The sequence below is a fragment of the Streptomyces sp. 11-1-2 genome, assembly GCF_003595545.1.
Lineage (GTDB): Bacteria > Actinomycetota > Actinomycetes > Streptomycetales > Streptomycetaceae > Streptomyces > Streptomyces hygroscopicus_B.
Map to the genome: position 1 here is coordinate 3866827 of NZ_CP022545.1, position 19969 is coordinate 3886795.

At 70.2% G+C, this 19969-nt stretch carries 19 protein-coding genes; 6 read left to right on the forward strand and 13 right to left on the reverse strand.

Features of this window, described 5'->3' with window-relative positions; genetic code table 11:
- Positions 1-127: 127 nt before the first annotated feature.
- Positions 128-919, forward strand: coding sequence for an intradiol ring-cleavage dioxygenase (locus tag CGL27_RS16435; RefSeq protein WP_119987820.1), 792 nt, complete (start codon positions 128-130; stop codon positions 917-919).
- A 72-nt stretch (positions 920-991) separates the two neighbouring features.
- On the opposite strand, the gene CGL27_RS16440 is transcribed toward CGL27_RS16435, so the two are convergent.
- Complete coding sequence (locus CGL27_RS16440; protein WP_119987823.1) at positions 992-2512, reverse strand: alpha-N-arabinofuranosidase; 1521 nt, start codon at positions 2510-2512, stop codon at positions 992-994.
- Positions 2513-3181: 669 nt separating this feature from the next.
- Positions 3182-3580 carry a hypothetical protein gene (locus CGL27_RS16445; protein WP_078641224.1) on the reverse strand — a complete coding sequence of 133 codons (399 nt, stop codon included), beginning with the start codon at positions 3578-3580 and terminating at the stop codon, positions 3182-3184.
- A gap of 217 nt (positions 3581-3797) precedes the next feature.
- Between CGL27_RS16445 and CGL27_RS16450 the strand changes: the two genes are divergently transcribed.
- Positions 3798-5198: a glycoside hydrolase gene (locus tag CGL27_RS16450; protein ID WP_119987825.1), complete on the forward strand. Its 1401-nt coding sequence runs from the start codon at positions 3798-3800 to the stop codon at positions 5196-5198.
- Positions 5199-5279: 81 nt separating this feature from the next.
- On the opposite strand, the gene CGL27_RS16455 is transcribed toward CGL27_RS16450, so the two are convergent.
- A complete protein-coding gene (locus CGL27_RS16455; protein ID WP_119987828.1) occupies positions 5280-6299 on the reverse strand; it encodes an NADP-dependent oxidoreductase in 1020 nt (339 codons plus the stop codon).
- Positions 6300-6387: 88 nt separating this feature from the next.
- On the opposite strand from CGL27_RS16455, the gene CGL27_RS16460 reads away from it, so the two are divergent.
- A complete protein-coding gene (locus CGL27_RS16460; protein WP_078641227.1) occupies positions 6388-6816 on the forward strand; it encodes a MarR family transcriptional regulator in 429 nt (142 codons plus the stop codon).
- A gap of 68 nt (positions 6817-6884) precedes the next feature.
- Here the strand turns inward: CGL27_RS16460 and CGL27_RS16465 are convergent, their stop codons facing one another.
- The 3 genes from CGL27_RS16465 to CGL27_RS16475 form a co-directional block, all read right to left on the reverse strand.
- A complete protein-coding gene (locus tag CGL27_RS16465; RefSeq protein WP_162952991.1) occupies positions 6885-7361 on the reverse strand; it encodes a hypothetical protein in 477 nt (158 codons plus the stop codon).
- A 435-nt stretch (positions 7362-7796) separates the two neighbouring features.
- Positions 7797-8663 (reverse strand): SMP-30/gluconolactonase/LRE family protein, encoded by an 867-nt coding sequence (locus tag CGL27_RS16470; RefSeq protein WP_119987834.1) that lies wholly within the window; start codon positions 8661-8663, stop codon positions 7797-7799.
- A complete protein-coding gene (locus CGL27_RS16475) occupies positions 8660-9436 on the reverse strand; it encodes an IclR family transcriptional regulator (RefSeq protein WP_119987837.1) in 777 nt (258 codons plus the stop codon). Before CGL27_RS16475 ends, CGL27_RS16470 begins: the two co-directional genes overlap by 4 nt.
- 123 nt (positions 9437-9559) lie before the next feature.
- On the opposite strand from CGL27_RS16475, the gene CGL27_RS16480 reads away from it, so the two are divergent.
- Positions 9560-10183, forward strand: a complete 624-nt coding sequence (locus CGL27_RS16480; RefSeq protein WP_119987839.1) for a hypothetical protein — start codon at positions 9560-9562, stop codon at positions 10181-10183.
- Here the strand turns inward: CGL27_RS16480 and CGL27_RS16485 are convergent.
- The 4 genes from CGL27_RS16485 to CGL27_RS16500 all read right to left on the reverse strand — a co-directional run bounded on the left by CGL27_RS16485 (position 10158) and on the right by CGL27_RS16500 (position 13389).
- On the reverse strand, positions 10158-10583 hold the full coding sequence (locus CGL27_RS16485) for an OsmC family peroxiredoxin (protein WP_078641232.1): 426 nt from the start codon (positions 10581-10583) through the stop codon (positions 10158-10160). The genes CGL27_RS16480 and CGL27_RS16485 overlap by 26 nt on opposite strands.
- Positions 10584-10632: 49 nt before the next feature.
- Positions 10633-11280 carry a histidine phosphatase family protein gene (locus tag CGL27_RS16490; RefSeq protein ID WP_119987842.1) on the reverse strand — a complete coding sequence of 216 codons (648 nt, stop codon included), beginning with the start codon at positions 11278-11280 and terminating at the stop codon, positions 10633-10635.
- On the reverse strand, positions 11273-11713 hold the full coding sequence (trxA, locus tag CGL27_RS16495; protein WP_119987845.1) for a thioredoxin: 441 nt from the start codon (positions 11711-11713) through the stop codon (positions 11273-11275). Before trxA ends, CGL27_RS16490 begins: the two co-directional genes overlap by 8 nt.
- Positions 11714-11820: 107 nt before the next feature.
- Positions 11821-13389 carry an FG-GAP and VCBS repeat-containing protein gene (locus CGL27_RS16500; RefSeq protein WP_162952992.1) on the reverse strand — a complete coding sequence of 523 codons (1569 nt, stop codon included), beginning with the start codon at positions 13387-13389 and terminating at the stop codon, positions 11821-11823.
- A 249-nt stretch (positions 13390-13638) separates the two neighbouring features.
- Between CGL27_RS16500 and CGL27_RS16505 the strand changes: the two genes are divergently transcribed.
- On the forward strand, positions 13639-14280 hold the full coding sequence (locus tag CGL27_RS16505) for a CatB-related O-acetyltransferase (protein ID WP_078641236.1): 642 nt from the start codon (positions 13639-13641) through the stop codon (positions 14278-14280).
- 74 nt (positions 14281-14354) lie between these two features.
- On the opposite strand, the gene CGL27_RS16510 is transcribed toward CGL27_RS16505, so the two are convergent.
- On the reverse strand, positions 14355-15122 hold the full coding sequence (locus tag CGL27_RS16510) for a GNAT family N-acetyltransferase (protein WP_119987850.1): 768 nt from the start codon (positions 15120-15122) through the stop codon (positions 14355-14357).
- 456 nt (positions 15123-15578) lie between these two features.
- Here CGL27_RS16510 and CGL27_RS16515 point away from each other — a divergent pair, with 456 nt between their 5' ends.
- Entirely contained in the window at positions 15579-16370 is a 792-nt protein-coding gene (locus tag CGL27_RS16515; RefSeq protein ID WP_119987853.1) for a polysaccharide lyase family 7 protein, read from the forward strand.
- Between the two features lie 44 nt (positions 16371-16414).
- On the opposite strand, the gene CGL27_RS16520 is transcribed toward CGL27_RS16515, so the two are convergent.
- Together CGL27_RS16520 and CGL27_RS16525 are read right to left on the reverse strand one after the other, a co-directional pair.
- Complete coding sequence (locus CGL27_RS16520; protein ID WP_119987856.1) at positions 16415-16858, reverse strand: protein-tyrosine phosphatase family protein; 444 nt, start codon at positions 16856-16858, stop codon at positions 16415-16417.
- Positions 16859-17067: 209 nt separating this feature from the next.
- Entirely contained in the window at positions 17068-19641 is a 2574-nt protein-coding gene (locus CGL27_RS16525; RefSeq protein ID WP_119987859.1) for an NPCBM/NEW2 domain-containing protein, read from the reverse strand.
- Positions 19642-19969 lie beyond the last annotated feature (328 nt).

Here is a 19969-nt window from a genome sequence, read left to right on the forward strand (position 1 = left end):
AAGCTAGTAAGCGCTTGTGACACTGTCAACACCCCTTTACGGCAAGGGAGTTGTCCATAAGCAGAGTTGACGGGAACGGACTTTGCCGAATCCACAGGCGTCCCACAGATACCGCCCCTACCTTTCCATGCTCATGACAGACTTATCCTCCGCCCCCATGGGGCGCCGACGCGTACTGGTCGCCGGAAGCGCGGCCGCCGCGGCCATCGGAATCGGCGCGGGCACGGCCGCCGCCCGCTCCGAGACGGCCTCCACCGCCACCAGAAGCACTGGTACTGCAGCGGCCCGCGATGCCGCCGCCATCTGCACACTCACCAAGGAGCTCACCGAGGGCCCGTACTACCTCGACCACGCCCTCGTACGCTCCAACGTCGCCGAGGACAAGAAGGGAGTCCCGCTCCAGCTCACTCTCACCGTCGTGGACACCGCCACCTGCGCACCGCTCGACAAGGCGCTGGTGGAGATCTGGTACTGCGACGCGCTCGGCGAGTACTCCGGCTTCGTCGGCAACAACGGCCACCAGGAGCCGGACAACGGCAAGTTCCTGCGCGGTGCCGTACTCACCGGCGCCGACGGGGTGGCCAACCTCACCGGCATCTACCCCGGCTGGTACCGCGGCCGCTGCATCCACGTCCACCTCAAGGTGCACACGGACGTCACGCTCACCTCGGACGGCTCGTTCACCGGCGGCAACGAGATCCACACCGGACAGCTCTTCTTCGACGAGAAGATCACCGAGGCGGTGGCCAAGCTCTCCCCGTACTCCACCAACACCGTTCCCCGCACTCCCCTGTCCGCCGACGGCATCTACGGCAACGGCGGCACCGCCGCCGGGCTGCTCGCCGTGACGGCGCTGGGCAGCACCCCGTCCGCCGGTTACCGCGGCACGCTCACGGTCGGCGTCGACCCGGACGCCTGACCCGACTCCCGGTCCGCCCCGCCCGGCATCCCCGGGCGGGGCCCTTCACGGACGTCGTCCCTGCCCAGGCGCTCAGGCCAGGCGGATGACGTTCCAGGACATCGGCTCGAGCGTGGTGCGCAGGGCGCCGTCCGCGAGCGCCGTGCCCTCGCCGGGGTGCGGGGTGACGCGCTCGGGGTCCGTGAGGGTGTTACGGGCCTCGGGGTCGGCGTCGGCGAGGACGGTGTGCTCGACCACGCGGGTCACCGGCATGGCGTGCAGGGCGATCTCCAGCGGGAGGGGGCGGTGCTGGTCGCGGTTGACCACGAAGACCGTCACCGCGCCGGTGGACTCGTCGAGGACGGCGGTGGCGTGCAGCAGCGGGACCTCGCCGTAGACGGCCGTCTCGTACGCCGGGCTGTCGACGTTGACCTGCAGCACCCTCCCCCGCCCATGGGCCGACGCCTGCGCGAAGGGGAAGAAGGTGGTCTGCCGCCAGGCCGGGCCGCCGGGTTCGGTCATGATCGGGGCGATGACGTTGACCAGTTGGGCGAGGCAGGCGACGGTGACGCGGTCGGCGTGGCGAAGCAGCGCGATCAGCAGCGAGCCGACCACGACGGCGTCGGTGACGGAGTAGTTGTCCTCCAGGAGGCGCGGGGCCTCCTCCCAGTTGAGCGGCTCGGCGTTGTGGTAGTGGGTCTGATACCAGACGTTCCACTCGTCGAAGGAGAGGTTGATCTTCTTCTTCGACTTCAGCCGGGCGCCGATGTGATCGCAGGTGGCGACGATGTTCTCGATGAAGGACTCCATGTCCACGGCCGAGGCGAGGAAGGAGTCGCGGTCGCCGTCGCGCTCCTCGTAGTAGGCGTGCAGGGAGATGTGGTCCACGAGGTCGTAGGTCTCCCGCAGGACCGTCGCCTCCCAGGTGGCGAACGTCGGCATCGACTGGTTGGAACTGCCGCAGGCCACGAGCTCCACGTCCGGGTCGATCTGCCGCATCGCGCGGGCGGTCTCGGCGGCGAGCCGTCCGTACTCCTCGGCGGTCTTGTGCCCGGTCTGCCAGGGGCCGTCCATCTCATTGCCCAGACACCACAGCCCGATGCCGTACGGATCCTTGTCACCGTGGCCGATCCGGAGCTCGGCGAGCGCGGTGCCGGACGGGTGGTTGGCGTACTCCTGCAGCTCAAGGGCGTCCGCGACACCGCGTGTGCCGAGGTTGAGCGCCATCATGGGCTCACCGTCGACCTTGCGGACGAAGTCGATGTACTCGGAGAGACCGAACCGATTGGTCTCGGTAGAACGCCACGCGAGATCGAGCCGGCGCGGACGCGACTCCACCGGCCCGACGCCGTCCTCCCACTTGTAGCCGGAGACGAAGTTGCCACCGGGATACCGGATGACGCTGACGCCCAGCTCGCGGATGAGCGCGAGGACGTCGGTACGCAGCCCGGCCTCATCGGCGGCCGGGTGGCCCGGCTCATGGATGCCGGTGTAGACGCAGCGTCCGAGGTGCTCGACGAACGAGCCGAAGAGGCGGGGGTTGACCTCGCCGACGGCGAAGGCGGGGTCGAGGGTGAACCGGGCGGAGTCGGAAGCGGAAGGGATCTGCGGCATGGCGGCCCATCTCTTCGGGTGTCGCGACTGCGCGACGTCGCGGTTTCGCGGCTATTCGGCATATCGACCAGCGCTCGTTTCTTCGAACGCGACCGTAAGATCTCTCCGCCACGTGCGTCAATGGCGGGGCGGGGGTGCGTTGTTTGGGGTGGGCGACTCGATTGAGTGCGGCTCTCGTCTCGCGCCTACGGCGCAAATTGAGCAGCGGCGGCGCAGGTGCCGGGGCGCGGCCACATCGCCGACTGCCGGACCAGTGGGCGCAACGCCCGGTGGCGGCCACCTCGCCCGGGGCCGAGGCCCGATGCCGGGCTGCGGGAGGTGGGGCTGTTCGGGCACGGCCCGGCACGGCCGCATCGCCGACCATCAGGTCGGTGGGGGTCCGGGTACCCCTTGAAAAAACGCTTGATATAGCGCAACTAATTTATCAAGCGCTTTTTTAAGGGGTACCCCAACCCCCCTGCTGTCCGGCATCGGCCTCGGCTCCCGGCAGGGGAAGCCGCCACCGGCCCGGCGGCCGGCAGCGAGGACCCGGCCCGGCACCCCCTGCCCCGCTGCTCAATTGCGCCGAAGGCGCGAGACGGCGCCGCAGACAACCACACCGCTCAGCCACACCGCTCAGCCGCACCGCCCGGCCGCACCGCCCGGCCGCGCCACCCGGCCGAACACCGCTCACTCCGGGCGGATCCCCGTGCTGGACAGCCTCAGCCGGAGTTCCCGCTCCTGGTCACCCGCCACCGCCCCCTGCTCGCGTACCTCGAAGGCGTGGGCCAGGACGTCCGCCACCTGTTGCACCTGGCGGGGGCCGCCCTGGAGGTCGGCGGTGACAGGGGCCGTCAGGGAGGCGGGGCGGGGCTCTTCGCGGGGGTCGGCCACCTCGAAGACGGAGGTCCACACCGTGGGCCGCCCCTCCCCCACGTCCTGCGGAAGATTCGTGGTCGCCTCGTCGGACTCGTAGCACATGCGCAGCACACCGAAGACGGCCTCGGCGTCGTATCGCGAGATTCCGCTCACCGCCACCAGCACCTGCGAGGCGGACCGAGGCTGTTCCGGACCGGCCATCGTGGACATGGGGCCACCTTTCCGTTCGGTCTTACGGTTCCGTTCTTACGGTTCCGTTCTTACGGTTCCGGCGAACGCCGGATCTCTTCGGGTACCCACCGCCCCCGGGCACATCACCTCATGAGCGATACCTGGCCCCCTTGACCCACTCGACCGCCGCCTCTACCGTGCGGCCGACGTTACGGAAACGTTCCGGAACTTTTCGGAGCCGGGAAGGGAAGTTTTCGTGATCCATTCGGTCCGCACAGCCCTCGTCGGCGTACTCGCCGCCGCACTGATCCCGCTGGCCACATCGCCCGCCACCGCGCAACAACCCGGCGGCGACGGCACCGTGGATTTCGGACAGCACCTCCAGCCCATCGACGGATTCGGCTTCTCGCAGGCGTTCCAGCGCGCCGATGTGATGCACGGCGCGCAGGGGCTGACGCCGCGACATCAGCGGGAGGTACTGGAGCTGCTGCTGAACCGCGCCACAGGCGCCGGGTTGAGCATTCTGCGGCTCGGCATCGGCTCGTCCTCCGACGAGGTCTACGACCATATGAAGTCCATCCAGCCCACCGACCCGGGCGGCCCGGACGCGCCTCCGCGCTATGAGTGGGACGGCGACGACGGCGGTCAGGTGTGGCTGGCCAAGGAGGCGAAGCGGTACGGCGTCACGCGCTTCTACGCCGACGCCTGGAGCGCGCCGGGCTATATGAAGACGAACGGGACGGACGCGAACGGCGGGACGCTGAAGGCGGAGTGGCAACGGGCGTACGCCAACTACCTGGTGCAATACGCCACGTTCTACCGCCAGGAGGGCGTGCGGATCACCGATCTCGGCTTCACCAATGAGCCGGACCTCGCCACGTCCTACGCCTCGATGCAGTTCACCCCGCGCCAAGCGGTCGAGGTGGTCAAGGCGGTCGGCCCCGCGGTGCGGCGAGCCGGGATCAATCTGGTGTGCTGCGATGCGGCCGGATGGGACGAGCAGGCGTCGTTCTCCGCCGCGATCGAGGCCGACGAGGAGGCGGCGGACCAGGTGGCGGTGCACACGGGCCATCCGTATGTCACCCCCTCCGACCAGCCGTTGCCGACGAGCCGCCGCACTTGGATGTCGGAGTGGAGCCCCAATGGGACGACGTGGAACGAGGCGTGGGACGACCACAGCGGATATGACGGTTTCGCGGTCGCGGAGGCGATCCACACGACGCTGGCGGACGCGGGGGCGAGTGCGTATGTGTACTGGTTCGGCGCCTCGGTGGGCGCCACCCGGAGCCTGATCCAGTTGGACGGCCCGGAATACCACGTGTCGAAGCGGCTGTGGGCGCTGGCCGCGTACAGCCGTTTCATCCGGCCCGGGGCGGTACGGGTCGCGGCGGACTCCGGGGCGGACGGGGTGAGGACGACGGCCTTCCGGAACCGGGACGGACAGCGGGTCCTGGAGATCCTCAACACCGGTGCGGACCCGGTGCGCGCGGATTACGCGCTGCGCGGAGTCGGCGCCGACGCCGGGGATGCGCGGGGCGCGGTCTACCGGACGGATGACACACATGCGCTCAGCCGGGTCGGGGCCGCGCGGGTGCGCGATGAACGGCTGGCGGTCGAGCTGCCGGCGCGTTCGCTGACGACGGTGGTGCTGCCGTAGTCGACCCGCCGACGCCCCCTGCCAACGGGTGGCAGGGGGCGTCGGATCCGTGGCCCGGGTCCTCGCCGGGTCCTCGGTTCGTCAGTCCTCGAACGCGACGATCATCTTGCCGGTGTTCTCTCCACGGAGCATGCCGAGGAAGGCGTCCACCCCGTTCTCCACACCCTTGATGACGGTCTCGCGATAGTGCAGCTTGCCCTCGCGGATCCAGCCGCCGACCTCCTCGAAGAACTGCCCCTGCAGAGCCTGGTGGTCCCCGACCAGCATGCCCTGGATCCGCAGCCGCTTGCCGATGACCATCCCGAGGTTGCGCGGGGCGGCGGGCGGCTCGGTGGCGTTGTACTGCGAGATCATGCCGCAGACGGTGATCCGGCCGTGCACCTTCAGGCGGCCGATGGCGGCCTCGAGGTGCTCACCGCCGACGTTGTCGAAGTAGACGTCGATCCCGTCGGGCGCGGCCTCCTTGAGCTGCTCGGCGACCGGGCCCTTCTTGTAGTTGAAGGCCGCGTCGAAGCCGTACTCGTCGAGCAGCACCCGGACCTTCTCGTCCGAACCGGCGCTGCCGATCACCCGGGAGGCGCCCTTGAGCTTGGCGATCTGGCCGACCTCGCTGCCGACCGCGCCCGCCGCGCCCGAGACGAAGACCGCGTCGCCCTCCTTGAAGGACGCGACCTCCAGCAGCCCCGCGTACGCGGTGAGGCCGGGCATGCCGAGCACGCCGAGGTAGGCGGGGAGGGGGGCGACCTCGGGGTCGACCTTGACGGCGCTCTTGGCGCTCACCGTCGCGTACTCACGCCAGCCGCCGAAGTGCAGCACGTGGTCGCCGACGGAGAGTCCGTCCGCGTTGGAGGCGATGACCTTGCCGACCGCGCCGCCTTCCATCGGCTGGTCGAGCTGGAACGGCGGCGTGTACGACTTCACGTCGTTCATGCGCCCGCGCATATACGGGTCCACCGACATGTAGAGATTGCGGACCAGCGCCTGCCCGGGGCCCGGCTCGGAGACCGGGGCCTCGCGCAGCGCGAAGTCCTCCGGCTTCGGCCACCCCTGGGGGCGGGCGACCAGGTGCCATTCACGACCGGTGGTGGGGATGACGGACATGGAAGGTGCCTCTCATACGTTTCAGCAGATGAAACAATCATGCTGCTGGATATTTCATGTTGTCAAGTAAATGGGTACTCTGGTTGCCATGACGTCCCGCATCGACCCGCTGACCCTTGAGGTCGTCGAGCTCATCGGCACCATCGTGGCCCGTTATCACGAGGAATACGAGGAGGCCGCGGCCAAGCACTCCCTGACCGGGGCACAGGCCCGGGTGCTGGGCCTGCTGTCCCGCGGCCCGACGCCGATGCGCCGACTCGCCCAGCAGCTGAAGTGCGAGCCGTCGAACGTCACCGGGATCGTGGACCGCCTGGAGTCGCGCGGCTTCGCCGAGCGCCGCCTCGACCCGGCCGACCGGCGGGTCAAGCTGGCCGCCGCCACCGACGCGGGCCGGGAGACCGCCGAGCGGCTCCGGGGCTCGCTCGACTTCGCGCGCGAACCGCTGGCGGAGCTCTCGGACGAGGAGCGTACGGTGCTGCGCGATCTGCTCAAGCGGATGCTGGGCGTCGCGCCGTAGCGAAGACGGAACCGTAGCGAAGACGGAGCCGCAGCGAGAGCGGAGCCGTAGCGCGCCGGGATGCCCGGCTAGGTGCACCACCACAGGAAGCGATTGCAGGTCTCCGAGGGCGACGGGGTCGGCGTCGGTGCGACGGTCGCCGGGGCGGTGGGCCCCGGATGCGACGGCGTGGTGGGCCGCTGGGTCGTACCGGGACCGCCCGGGGCCGAGGAGGTGGTGTCGGACGGGTCCGAGGACGAGTCCCCGTCCGGATCGGAGGAGGTGTCGTCCTTCTCGTCCTCGGACTTCCCGTCGTCCTTGCCCTTGCCCTTGGACGCGTCCTTGTCCTCTCCCTGGCCGCTGTCCGACGCCGAGGGGAGCTCGCTCGGGCCGGTCGTGTCCTGGGTGACCGGCTCGTCGGAGTCCGACACCCCGCCGGTGCGGTCGGCCACCGGCTCCTGCCGACTGGGCGACGGGGAGGACTCCCGCCAGTGCCCCTCGGTGGCCAGCTCGGCCACGAACACCGCGGCCAGCACCGGGCCGAGCACCGCCGCCATGATCGTCACCCGGCGGCCACGCCCCCGGCGGGCCCGCCGGGCACGGCTGCCGATGAGACGAGGCTTGGGCTTCCGGCGCGAGGCAGGGGTGGCCCCTGAGTCGGGGGACGCCTGCGCCGCACGCCGATCCGCACGCCCGCCCGTACGCCGGTCGGCTCTCCGCTCCGCACGGGGCGCGGGCGTGTCGGCCCCGCCCTCGTGTGCCGTGTCCGATGCGGCGGAGGGCAGGCCGAGGTCCCCAGCGGGCGTCCCGCAACCGGGGCAGGAGACGGCACCGTTGAGATGGCGGCGGCAGGGAGAGCAGTAATCCATTTCGCCGGGCAGGTTATGTGACCAACGGGTAGGTCGGCAGGACGCGGGGTGTGAGGATCCTGTGCAAAGAACCGCACGAAAGCCCTCGTCAGGCCCTCTCCCACCGGCGGCCGATGCCCGCCCGGCCCCCGCTCAGCCGACGAAGGCGGGCTGCGCCAGACCCTGCCCCGCACCCTCGATGACCAGCAGCGACCCGGCGTGCGGCGGCGCGGCGGCGCCGAGTCCGACCCGTGCCGAGGTCAGATACAGATCAGTGAGGTCCGCACCGCCGAAGGCACACGCGGTCGGGCGCGGGAACGGAAGCTCCACCACCCGATCGAGTGTCCCGTCGGGGGCGTAGCGACGGATCGCGGCGCCGTCCCACAGGGCGACCCACACCGCGCCGTCGGCGTCCACGCACAGCCCGTCCGGGTAGCCCGCGCCCTTCTCGACCTCGGCGAACGGCCTCCTGCCCGAGACCGCCGTCCCACCCGCGTCGTCCACGTCGAAGACGTCGATACGGCGGGTGGGGGTGTCGATGTAGTACATGAGGCGGCCGTCCGGGCTCCAGCCGATGCCGTTGCTGACCGTCACCTCCGGCAGGAACTCCGCAGGGGAGCCGTCGGCCCCGAACCGGGAGAGCGTGCCGCCGCCGGCCGTCTCGTCGTAGCGCATGGTGCCCGCCCAGAGCGCGCCGTCCGGCGCCACCGCGGCGTCGTTGCCACGGCGGCCGGGGACCGCCTCGCGCAGCAGCCAGTCGAAGCCGCCGTCGGCCCCGTACACCCCGATGCCGTCGCGGAGGTTGACCACAAGACCGCCGCCCGCGCGGGGCTTGGCCGCGCCGACATGCTGCTCGGTGGCCAGGGTGGTGCGGCGGCCGGTGGCCGGGTCGTAGGTGTGGACGCGGGAGGAGAGGATGTCCACCCAGATCAGCCGCCGGGCGGCGGCGTCCCAGGTGGGTCCCTCACCGAGCACGGCGCTCGCGCGCACCGCTATTTCGAGCGATGGCCGTGTGCTCATATGTCCCGCCTCCGATATCCCAGTCGCACCGACAGCTCGCCCGCGCCCTTGGCCGCCAGCTCCGTCAGCTCGGCCTGGCGCTCCTCGCTCCAGCGGATCGTCGGCACCGAGATCGACAGCGCCGCGACCACCTTGCCCGTGGAGTCCCGTACAGGAGCCGCCACGCAGCTCACATCCGGGTTGGACTCCCGCTGCTCGACCGCGATGCCGCGCTCGCGCACGGTGAGGAGATGGCGGCGCAGTTCGACGGGGGAGGTGATGCTGTTGTCCGTCATCGCGGCCAGCGGCTGCTCGTTCGACAGCCGCGCGTCCAGGGCGTCGTCCGGCAGGGAGGCGAGCAGCATCTTGCCGACCGAGGTGCAGTGGGCGGGCAGCCGGCGGCCCGCGGCGGAGACCATGCGGACGGCGTGGGTGGAGTCGACCTTGGCGATGTAGATGACGTCCATGCCCTCGAGAATCGCGACATGCACGGTCTCGTCGCAGGTCTCCGCGACGCTCCGGGCCACCTGCCGGCCCTCGGCGGCCAGGTCGAGCTGCTCGGCGTAGCGACTGCCCAGCTGATACGGCCGCACCCCGAGCCGATAGCGGCCGGGCTGGTCGGGTACCTGGACCAGATAGGAACGGGCGGCCAGAGTGGTCACCAGCTCATGGACGGTCGTACGGGGCAGGCCGAGCCGACGGGTGATCTCGGGTGCGGAGAGGGTGCCGTCTCCGTCCAGGAAGAGCTCGAGTATGTCCAGAGCCCGTGTCACCGCGGGCACCAGGCGTCCCATAGTGCTCGCCCTCCCCTTCTGGTCAGATGGCAAGCGTTCGAGATTCCGGCCGGTGGCCGGTATCGCGAACACAGGTTATGCGGAGGGGACTTCCCCCGGCAATGGTCCGGCAAAGTAGGAGCCATGGATTCCGCACCCGGCTCGTTCTCCCAGCCCGACGCGTTCCCCACCCCCTTCCCCTTCGTCCTCGTGCTGCTGCGGCGGATGGCCGACCATCAGCCGGGGCTGGTCGAGGACGCACTGCGCGAGCTGGGCTTCGGGCGCGCGGTGATGCGCGAGGCCAACCGCCGCTGGCAGGCCATGCAACGCTCACCACGGCGGCGCTCGGCGGTCGCCCACTACCGCTCCGTGCTGGGCCCGCCCGAGTCCACCTCCACCCGCCGGATCGGCGATCTGACGAGCGAGGCGCTGAGCTGGTCCGTGCCGCTGTGGCCGGATCTGCGGTTCGAGGTGCTCACCGCACCGAACGGGGCGGTGTGGAACGAGTGGCTGGTGCGCGCTCCGGGCGCGCCCGCCCCGCGGCTGCGCACGGCCGCCGACCTCGTGCCCTGGTCCTGCACGGTGGACGAGGTGGCGCGCGCCTTCGCGCCCGCGCGGCCCATGGAGGGCTCGGCGCCCACCCGCTGGCGGCTGGCCTTCGACGCGCCGGAGGCGGACAACGGAGAACTCCGCCACTATGTGGCGGAGTTCACCTGGGGTCTGCTGCAGCGTATGGAGAATGTCAGGCCAGCTTCGCCGACAGCGTGATCTCCGTACCGGCGAGCGCCTGGCTCACCGGGCAGTTCTTCTTGGCGTCCTCGGCCGCCGCGGTGAACGCGGCCTCGTCCAGGCCCTCCACCGTGCCCTCGACGGTGAGGTGGATGCCGGTGATCCCGGTGCCGGGCTGGAAGGTGACGTCGGCCTGGGTGGTCAGCTGGGTGGGCGGGTTGCCCGCCTGGGTGAGGCCGTGCGAGAGCGCCATCGAGAAGCAGCTGGAGTGGGCCGCCGCGATCAGCTCCTCGGGGCTGGTCTTGCCGTTGGCCTGCTCGGCGCGGGACGGCCAGGAGACCGGCTGCTGGTCGATGCCGGAGGAGTCGAAGGTGACGGTCCCCTGTCCCTGGGCCAGATTGCCCTGCCAGACGGTGTGCGCGGTACGCGTCGTAGCCATGCTCGCTGTTCCCTGCTTCCTGTCGGACGTGAGATATGCGTGGAGATGATCACCCGGCGGGGGTGCCACCGCTTCCGGTCGCCCCCTGCCCGGAGATCGACTCCGAGCCTACGTTCCAGGCGACCACGGCCGGGCGACCATGCTCAGTTCCGAGTCGACTCACGGTCGCGGTGTCCAGCCGGAAGAGCGCACCGGCGGACGGGGGCAGGCCCAGCCGACGGGCGGTGAGCACCCGCAGGACGTGGGCGTGCGCCACCAGCACCACATCGGCGCCGTCCTCCGCCTCCAGCTCGGCGGCGATCCGGTCGAGCACCCGGTCCACACGGGCGCCGATCCGCTCGGGCGACTCCCCCGGGTGGTCGGGGCCGCCCGGCGGGACGCCGTCGGTCCACAGGTTCCAGCCGGGGCGGGTGCGGTGGATCTCGGTGGTGGTGATGCCCTCGTAGCCGCCGTAGTCCCATTCGAGCAGATCGGGCTCGACCGTGAGGTCCTCGAGCCCGGCGAGCCGAGCGGTGCGCATGGCCCGCGCCATCGGGCTCACCAGGGTCAGCCCGATCTTCCGCGCGGCGAGCGGCGGACGCAGGGCGCGGGCCTGCTCCTCACCGCGCGGTGTCAGGGGCACATCGGTCCAGCTCGTGTGCTTGCGCGACCGGCTCCACTCGGTTTCGCCGTGCCGGATCAGCACCAGCTCAGCCACGGTCGCCGGACGCCTTCTCGTCTCCGGCGGCGGCCTGCGCCTTCTCCTCGTCGATGGCCCGCTTCTCGTTCGACGCGGCGGCGATGGAGGCCCGCACGCTGTCCATGTCGAGGTCGCGGGCCTGGCCGATGACGTCCTCCAGGGCCGGCTCGGGGAGGGCGCCGGGCTGGGCGAACACCGCGATGTTCTCCCGCACGATCATCAGCGTGGGGATGGACTGGATGTCGAAGGCGGCGGCCAGCTCGGGCTGGGCCTCGGTGTCCACCTTGGCGAACAGCAGATCCTGATGGCGCTCGGCGGCCTTCTCGTAGATGGGCGCGAACATCCGGCACGGCCCGCACCAGGAGGCCCAGAAATCGATCAGAACGAATTCGCTCCCGGACACGATCTCGTCGAAGTTGTCCTTGGTGAGCTCAACGGTGCTAGTGCTCATGCCTGCGTTACCCGCTTCCGTACGTCGGCAGATGCCACATGGACGGTAACCCCGCCACCGCCCGCCGTTATTCCGGGGCCGTGGCGCCCTTACGGCTGCTCCGCGGGTCAGGCCGTCCGGAAGCGTATGCCCAGGTCGGCGGGGGTGAAACGGCGTACATCCCTGGTGGACAGCCCGCTATCGGTCCCCCGGAAGACCCAGAAGCCACCCGTCCTGCCGTGGCCGTAGCCGGGCGCGGCGGCGATCACATCGTCGTGTCCATCGCCATCGACGTCGAGGAGTGGGGGCTGGGGGGCGAAGGCGTCGAAGCCGTACGGAGTGTGCCGGCCGGGCACCCCCGGGGTGTCCAGGTCCAGGGTCTGCTCCCCGCCGTTCCCCTCGTGCGCGCTCGCGGCCGGGTCGTACTCGCGGCCGTGCCCGCGCCGTGAACCGGGCAGCAGGGTGAGCCGGCCGTTGCCGTAGTTCTTCTCCGGGGTGGCCACCACCAGGTCGGGACGGTCGTCGCCGGTGATGTCGCCGACGGCCGGGGAGCCGCCGAAGCCATCGCCGCGCCGTGCGTCGCCGGGCAGGCCAGGCCCGGACGGATCGACCGTGAGATCCGAACGCCCCCGGCCCAGACCGGACCTGGCGCCGTGGACGACGGTCAGCCGCCCGGAGCCGCGGTGCCGCCCGGGGCCGAGGGTCCCCTGGCCGGGCGCGAGCAGATCGTCGATCCCGTCGTGGTCGGCGTCCCCGGCCGCGGGCTCGCGCGGGCCGTCCTCCGTGCCGAGGGCGTGGGCCAGGCGCGCCTCGGGCCGCTTGTCCCGCACCAGGCCCTTGGGGCCGCCGCGGTAGTGGGCGACGGGGGTGTCGAGGGGGGCGGTGTCGTCGGGTTCCGGGTGATTCGGCTGGTCGGGCCGGTCAGGGTGGTCGGGCTTGTCAGGCTGATCCGACTGGTCCGCCCGTTCCGGCTGAACCGCGTCGTAGCGGTAGGTCAGCACCACATCGGTGCGACGGTCGCCGTCGAAGTCCCCGGCGGTGGCGGTGGCAGGTGCGGTCGCGGGTGCCGCGCGGTGGGACCGGCCGGTGGGGAGCGGGGTGGTACGGGCGGGACCCGCCTTGGCGCCGAACGGCCCGTACAGCACCCGTACCGCACCCCGGCCGTCGGCCGCCGAGGCCAGCAGGTCGGCCGCGCCGTCCCCGTCGAAGTCCCCCACGGCCAGCGCCAGAAATCCGGCCGCGCCGCCCCGGAGCGGGCGCGGCGCGGCCAGCCCACGGGGGCCGCCGCGCAATATCACCGTCTCCCCCGTCCGCTCGCCCCGCGGCGAACTCCCGTGCCGGAAGCGTGCCGTCACCAGGTCGGTGAGGCCGTCGCCGTCGAGATCGGTCCGCAGCAGGGGCCCGACGTAGTCGTCCTCGGCGCCGTCGACGACGAGGCGGTGCCGCGGGTCGAGGCCGTGCGCCGAGCCGTAGACCACCGCCAGCCGGGCGGGCAGCGGCCCCCGGGAGGCGCTGGTGGGGCGGATGGCGGTGGCGAAGTCGTCGTAACCGTCGCCGTTGAAGTCCCCGAGCGAGGCAGCGGCCGTCCCCTTCGTGGCGCCCTCCACCGGCTTCGGGCCCCCGTGGCCACCCTCGCTGCACCCGGCGAGCAGCAGCACGGAGACGGTCACGGCGGCGACGGGAACGGACGAACGCACGGCGGCACCTCGCGAGGCGGATCGAGCGGTCACGGACAAGAGGCACGACAACGGGCACGGACAGCGGGCACAGCTACCGACACGAACGCGGATGCGAACGAAGGCTTCACCGCTCAAGGACTCCAGGAAGCCCGCTCGGGTTGCTTCGCGGACGCCCCCGCCGACGCCCCGCGGAATGCGCGCGACACCGGGCGCCGAGGTTGCGATCATGGCGAGAAAACCTCTCCGGACGAGGAAGGGCGATACCCGATGCCGGCCATACCCGCCGACCCGACAGTGCTGCACCCGATGCCCGAGCAGCCACGGGTGGTGCTGCTGAAGCCGCTGATCACCTCGCCGCTGATCGAGGCCGGGGAGTTCACGTACTACGACGACCCGGATGACCCCACCGCGTTCGAGACCCGCAATGTGCTCTATCACTACGGACCCGAGCGGCTGGTCATCGGGAAGTTCTGCGCGCTGGGCGAAGGGGTGCGGTTCATCATGAACGGCGCCAACCACCGTATGGACGGACCGTCCACCTTCCCCTTCCCCATCATGGGCGGTTCGTGGGCCGACCACTTCGACCTGATCACCGGCCTGCCGGGCCGGGGCGACACCGTGGTCGGCCACGACGTCTGGTTCGGATACCGGACGATGGTGATGCCCGGCGTCCGCATCGGCCACGGCGCGGTCATCGCCTCCGGTTCCGTGGTGGTGGACGACGTTCCCGACTACGGCATCGTCGGCGGCAACCCGGCCAAGCTCATCCGCCGCCGCTACGACGACGAGGACATCGCCCGGCTGCTGGCCCTGGCCTGGTGGGACTGGCCGATCGAGCACCTCACCGCCCATATCCGCACGATCATGTCCGGAAGCGTGGACGAGCTGGAGGCGGCGGCCCCGCGCTGAACCCTGAGCAGTAGGGCGCGGTGTGCTCTACGGCCGCGACCGTAGAGCGAACCGCCCCCTTCTGTCAGCTTCTGTCAGCGCTCGAGACTCATGTACAGACGGGTGCCGAGGGGCTGGTAGCCGACGCGTTCGTACACGCGGCGGGAGCCCTCACGCGAGTACTCCAGCCATACCGACTGGGCTCCTCGGGCGAACATCGTCTCGGTCAGCGCGGCGGTGACCGCGGCGGCGATGCCCCGGCCGCGGAAGGCGGGCCGAGTGCCCACGCCCGCCAGTTCCGCGGTGCCCACGGCGGGCGCCGAGCAGGTGGCCCCGCCGGCGCAGCCCCCATCGGGTGCCCGGACGAACCGGACCGCTCCCCCGTCCTCCTGTATGCGGCGCAGCCGGGCCGCCCCCTCCGGGGAGGAGGCGAACTCACCGACGAACGCCTCGGACAGCGCGGCGTCGATCGCCCGGTAGTCCTCGTCCGTGGACGGGACCGACACCGGGACGGCCGCCGGACCGGACTCCGTGTCCTGGGGAAGCGTGAGCCTTTCCGGGGTGCACACCAGATACGCGTGCACCGCCTCCACGGTGAACCCCGCCTCCCGCAGCGCGGGCTCCACGGCGGGCGCGGCGTCCGGTGCGAACTCGAGCCGGGGCTTGAGATCGCGTACCCGGAACGCCTCGATCAGCTCCTTGACGTCCCGGGCGGTGGGCCGGGTGCCGGGGAGCGGGGTCGCGTAGTTGATGTAGGGGCTGGTGGTGCCGGGCTCGAACCCCGCCACGAAGCCCCCGGCCTCGACAAGCACGGGGCGGCGGCGGAGGTTGGCTACGGCGAAGCTCTGGACGTCAGTGCCCATGGTGATGTGACCTCACGAAGAAACGCGGCGTAAGGCGCCGCGAAAGGAATGGCGTGCGGATACGTGGGGCCGCCGTGAGGAGACGCGTGTGGCACCGATCGTTCAGTGCCGACGGCGGCCGCTGGGGGACGCCGAGTCCATGGGCTTCAGTCCTTTGACAGGGAAGTGGAATCGCCATGCGGAACGTATCGCACGGCGTGGCCGAGTGACACGTGGTTTTTGAGAGGCGGCGCGCACGTCCGCCCCACCGCTTGCGGCGCCTCAATTGCCCGGCCTCTCACCGACCTTGCCAAGCGCTCGCGCAGCGGCCTCGGGCGGCCTTTCTCCGCACGGAGGATTGACGCGGACACACCACAACTCTACCGTCTCGTCAGATCTCGTCGTTCATAACGGAACACACGCTTCATGTACATGGACGCGCGGTCCATACCAACCCCCCACGGGAAGGCAATTCCCATGCGCATCCGTACGCTGCTCACCGCCGTGGCGACCGTGACCACCGTCATCGGCGGCCTGGCCCTCGCGGCCCCCGCCGGCGCCTCCCCCGCGGCCACCTTCGCCGACCCGTCGAAGGCGCCGGGCGGCAACTTCGACCTGTCGGTGTGGCAACTCCAGGAACCGGTCGGTTCCCCCGGCAAGCCGACGACCATCCCCTCGTCCCGGCTCCAGGGGGCGAACGGATTCCAGGACGACTACTTCTACACCGACAAGCGCGACGGGGCGATGACGTTCTGGGCGCCGGAGAAGGGCGTCACCACACCGAACTCCAACTACGCCCGCTCCGAACTGCGCGAGATGAACCGCAACGGCGGCGCCGCGGACTGGTCGCTGAGCGGCTCCCACAAGCTGCAGGCGACGCTGCGTGTGGTGTCGGTGACGAAGAACGTCTGCGTCGGGCAGATCCACCTCGGCACGGGCGGGTCCTCCACGAAGCCGCTGGTGGAGCTGTACTACCGCGCCAACGGCGACATCTTCCTCGGCACGGAGAACTCACCCGAGGGCGGCCAGACGCTGCACAACGTCGGCAATGTGTCGGTCGGCAAGACCTGGAACTACACGATCGGCGTCTCCGGCGGCGACACCATCGACCTGACGGTCAACGGCGCCACGACGCACTACGACATCCCGTCGTCCTTCTTCTCCTACAAGCAGTACTTCAAGGCCGGCTCCTACAACCAGTCGTCCTCCGACAGCACCACGAACGGAGCGCGCGTCGGCTTCTACGGCCTGACCGTCTCCCACGGCTGAGCGCCCAAGACCCGGCGGTCAAGGGGGCCGCCGGGTCGTCGGTGTCAGCCGCCCGGAAACCGAGCCACCCAGCGCCGCTGCCAAGGGGTCTCGACGGCCCGGCGGTGATGGTGCGCGCGCGTCCAGGCCACCGCGTCCGCGGGCGACACCCCCGCCATGATGGCCAGGCAGGCGATGACGGTCCCGGTGCGCCCGACGCCACCGCCGCAGGCGACTTCGACGGGCGTGCCCGCCCGTGCCCGCTGGTGCAGCGCGCGGATCTGCCGCACGGCCAGGTCACGGTCACGCGGCAGCAGGAAATCGGGCCACTCGATCCACGCGCGCTCCCACTCCAGCTCCCCGTCATGCCGCTGGCGCAGCCGGGTGGACCCCAGGTAGAGGCCGAAGCCGGGCAGCGGCCCGTCCGGTCGTGGGTGGCGCAGGCCCCGGCCACGGACCCAGGAGCCATCGGGGAGCCGAAGGGCGCCCGGCAGTGGTGCGTCGCTCATCGGTCCCCGCTCCCGGTCCGAAGACCCACATCTCTCGAAGTGTCGAAGTACAGCCACCTTTGAACAGCGTAGTCCGTTCGGGCGCATATCCCGCTCCCACGGATTACCCACAGGAGACGAGCGGGGCGTGAGCGGAGTGCGGTCCGGTGTGCTCGTTCGCCGACCGTTGACGCAACCGGTTTCCTGCGCACAGTACGGTGCCTGACGGATCAGCAAGTCAGTCGTGCGGCTGCCCAGTCGGCGTGGTCGTAGGAGCTGCCGTCACCGCCGTCGGTGACTCGCAACTGGAGTCTGGTCGCGCCCGTGAGGTCGGCATCGACGGGACTCGCCGGGTCGGCGCCCCTCAGAACAGCGCTCTTCCACAGTTGCTTGCCGTCCGCCCAGACTTCGAAAGCGACACTGCCGTTCTGCGCCACCTCCGCGTCCACGCCGACGGCAGCGGTCAGCCTGGAGCACTGTTTGCCGAGGTGGAGGCCCACCTCGGAGGGAGCGTGCACGCCGAGGCCCTTGGCATGGGCCGTGGTGCCGATCGTGAGGGTGTGGCCGTCTCCGACGGCCGAATCGCCGTTGCTCTGGTCGGCTTCGACCGGGCCCCAGCCATTGGTCTGGGAGGTGAAGGTCAGGTCGCTCACCCACGCCTCACCGGTCGGCGGGGCAGGTGGAGCCGCCACCGACACCGTCACGGGGTTGGAGCGGACCCGTTTGCCGTCGTACGTGGCCTGCGCCGTGATGACGGACCGACCGACGCCGACTCCCGTGACCACTCCGTGGCTGTCGACGATGGCGACGGAGGGGGCCGAGCTGGTGTAGGTGACCGACACGGGTGCGCTCGTGACGTTGTCGGCGTTCAGGGCGAGATCGTCACGGACGACGGTGACCTCCGAGACAGGCATACCCGCGGTGTTGACTCGCTTGTTGAAGCCCTTGTCGTAGGTGTTGCCGGCGAGAGTGATGTCGTCGGCACCGTCGAAGGTGAAGAGCGGGGCGGTGTTGTTCGCGGGTGGCGCGTCCGTGGAGAGGGTTGCGGTGCTGCCGACGTACAGCGGCCGGCCCGACCCGGTCAGGTGCAGGCCGGCGTAGCGCTGGATCCTGTTGCCGCGGAAGGTGAGGTCGCCGACGCTGCGGCCGGAGATCACCGTCGCGGAGGTGAGGTTGAAGTCGTTGTCCTCGATGCGGACGTTGCGGTGCACCGGCTGTCCGGCCACGGCGTCCTGGTTGGTGGGGTCGAAGAAGATCACCGGGCTGGCCGGACGGTCGAAGACGTTGCCGCGGATGACGACGTCCCGTACGGGCCCGGACTCGTACCAGGAGCGTGCGTCGGACGAGATGGAGATGCTGGACATGGTCATACCGTCGAAGTGGTTGTTCTCGATCAGCACCGGTTTGCGGGTGGTGACGAGAATGCCCCGGGTGGGGACCGCCTGGAATGTGTTGCCCTTGATCACGACGGACGGGGTGTAGCTGATGTTCTCCGCGGCATAGTCGCCGGGGGTGTCGGCGACCGACTTGGGCAGGGCTCGGTCGAGCGTCACGGTCATGTTGCGCAGGTACGTTTCCGGATCGGCGCCGGCAGGCACACTCCGGCCGGTGGGTCCGTCCACGGAGACAACGGTTGCCGTGGCGCCGGGCACTGCCAGCATGGTGCGTCTGTTGACCAGCTCGATCACGTCGCCGGCGTAGAACTGGGGAAAGCCCGACGTCTCGTTGTGCATGTAGCGCAGATCCAGTCGCTTGCGCTCCGCGTCCAGGCCGGTTGCCTCGAGGTAGGTGCCGTGGACGTTGATGGGGTCGTCCTGCGGGTTGTCGAAGACGCAGTTGGTGATGTGTACGGTGCCTTTGACCCCCGACATTTGAATGTGGTCGGCGAAGGAGGACGTGACGCGGCCGGTCCTGCGGTCGGTCTTGAACACGACCGAGTCGATGGTGATGTCCTCGCTGAACTGGCCGACAAGTCCGAAGCCGTGCAGGTAGCCGAGCCGCATGTGGTCGACGGTGATCCGGGCCGACTCCCAGAACAGGGCACCGGGCGTGTCCCGGGTGTCCTCACGCATGGCATAGACGTATCCGTCGTCCGTCGGTGCGGCGCCGCTCCTGTAGACGATCTCCAGTCGGTTACCGCCCAGGTCGGTGATCTTGGCTACGTTCTCGAAGACCGGGTTCGACGTACGCCAGGTCCGGTTGGCCGAAGGGTCGTGAACCTGCGCGTAGTTGAAGGAGTTCGTGCCCGTCCAGTACGGCTGCCCGGTCACCGGACTCCGCTCCCCCGTCCAGCGGACCGAGGCGCCCTCCACGGCGTAGTGGTAGGTCCGGGGCACCGAGATGACGCGGTAGGCCCGTCCGTTCCTGATGCCGGTCTCGGCAACCGTGATGTCGACCGTCTTCGGGGTGACCCAGTCCTGAGTGAAGTTGGTGAACCGTACGTCGGTGGAGCGGATCGTGGCGAAGATGGTCTGGAACCCGTGATTGAGGATGGTCGCGCCGCCGCCGTCCACCACGACGTCGTGCATGTCCTCCAGGAGGATGCCGATGTTCTTCGTCTTGAACGCCTGGTCGGTCCCGACCGTGTTGCTGACGTACAGCTCCCGCTTGGGAGTGCGCTCGGGATAGATCTGGTACGTGCCGGGTTTGAAGCGGATCGTCGTGGGGCGGTGGAGGCGCTTCGCGTGCGTGATGGCTGCCGCGATCCCGGCGGCGGAGTCCGACTTTCCGGTGCGGTCCGCACCGAAGTCCGTGACGTCGACGACGGTTCGTTTGGAGTTGTCGACCGACGCTCGGCTGGCCATAGGTCCGATGACTGAAGTCCGGTGAGTGTCGTCTGCGATCTGTTCGGCCGCGGAAGCGGGGGCCACGAAGCACAGTGCCGCAGCACCGCATGCCGCGATAGCGCAGGTGAGCACCCTGAAACGGCGCAACGTGCGGGCGGACCACGGATGTCTGGATCTCATGGCGTCCCTTCCGAGGACCGAGCGCGATATCCGATGAATCGACTGCGAAGGAAGATAGAGGCTGACTCATCAGAAGGGCAAGGCACAATCCGCGATCCAGCGCGAGGTCCTGCGGCGTCACTCAGGACACCAAGTCTCCAGCTTCACACCCATGGAGGCCGTGCTG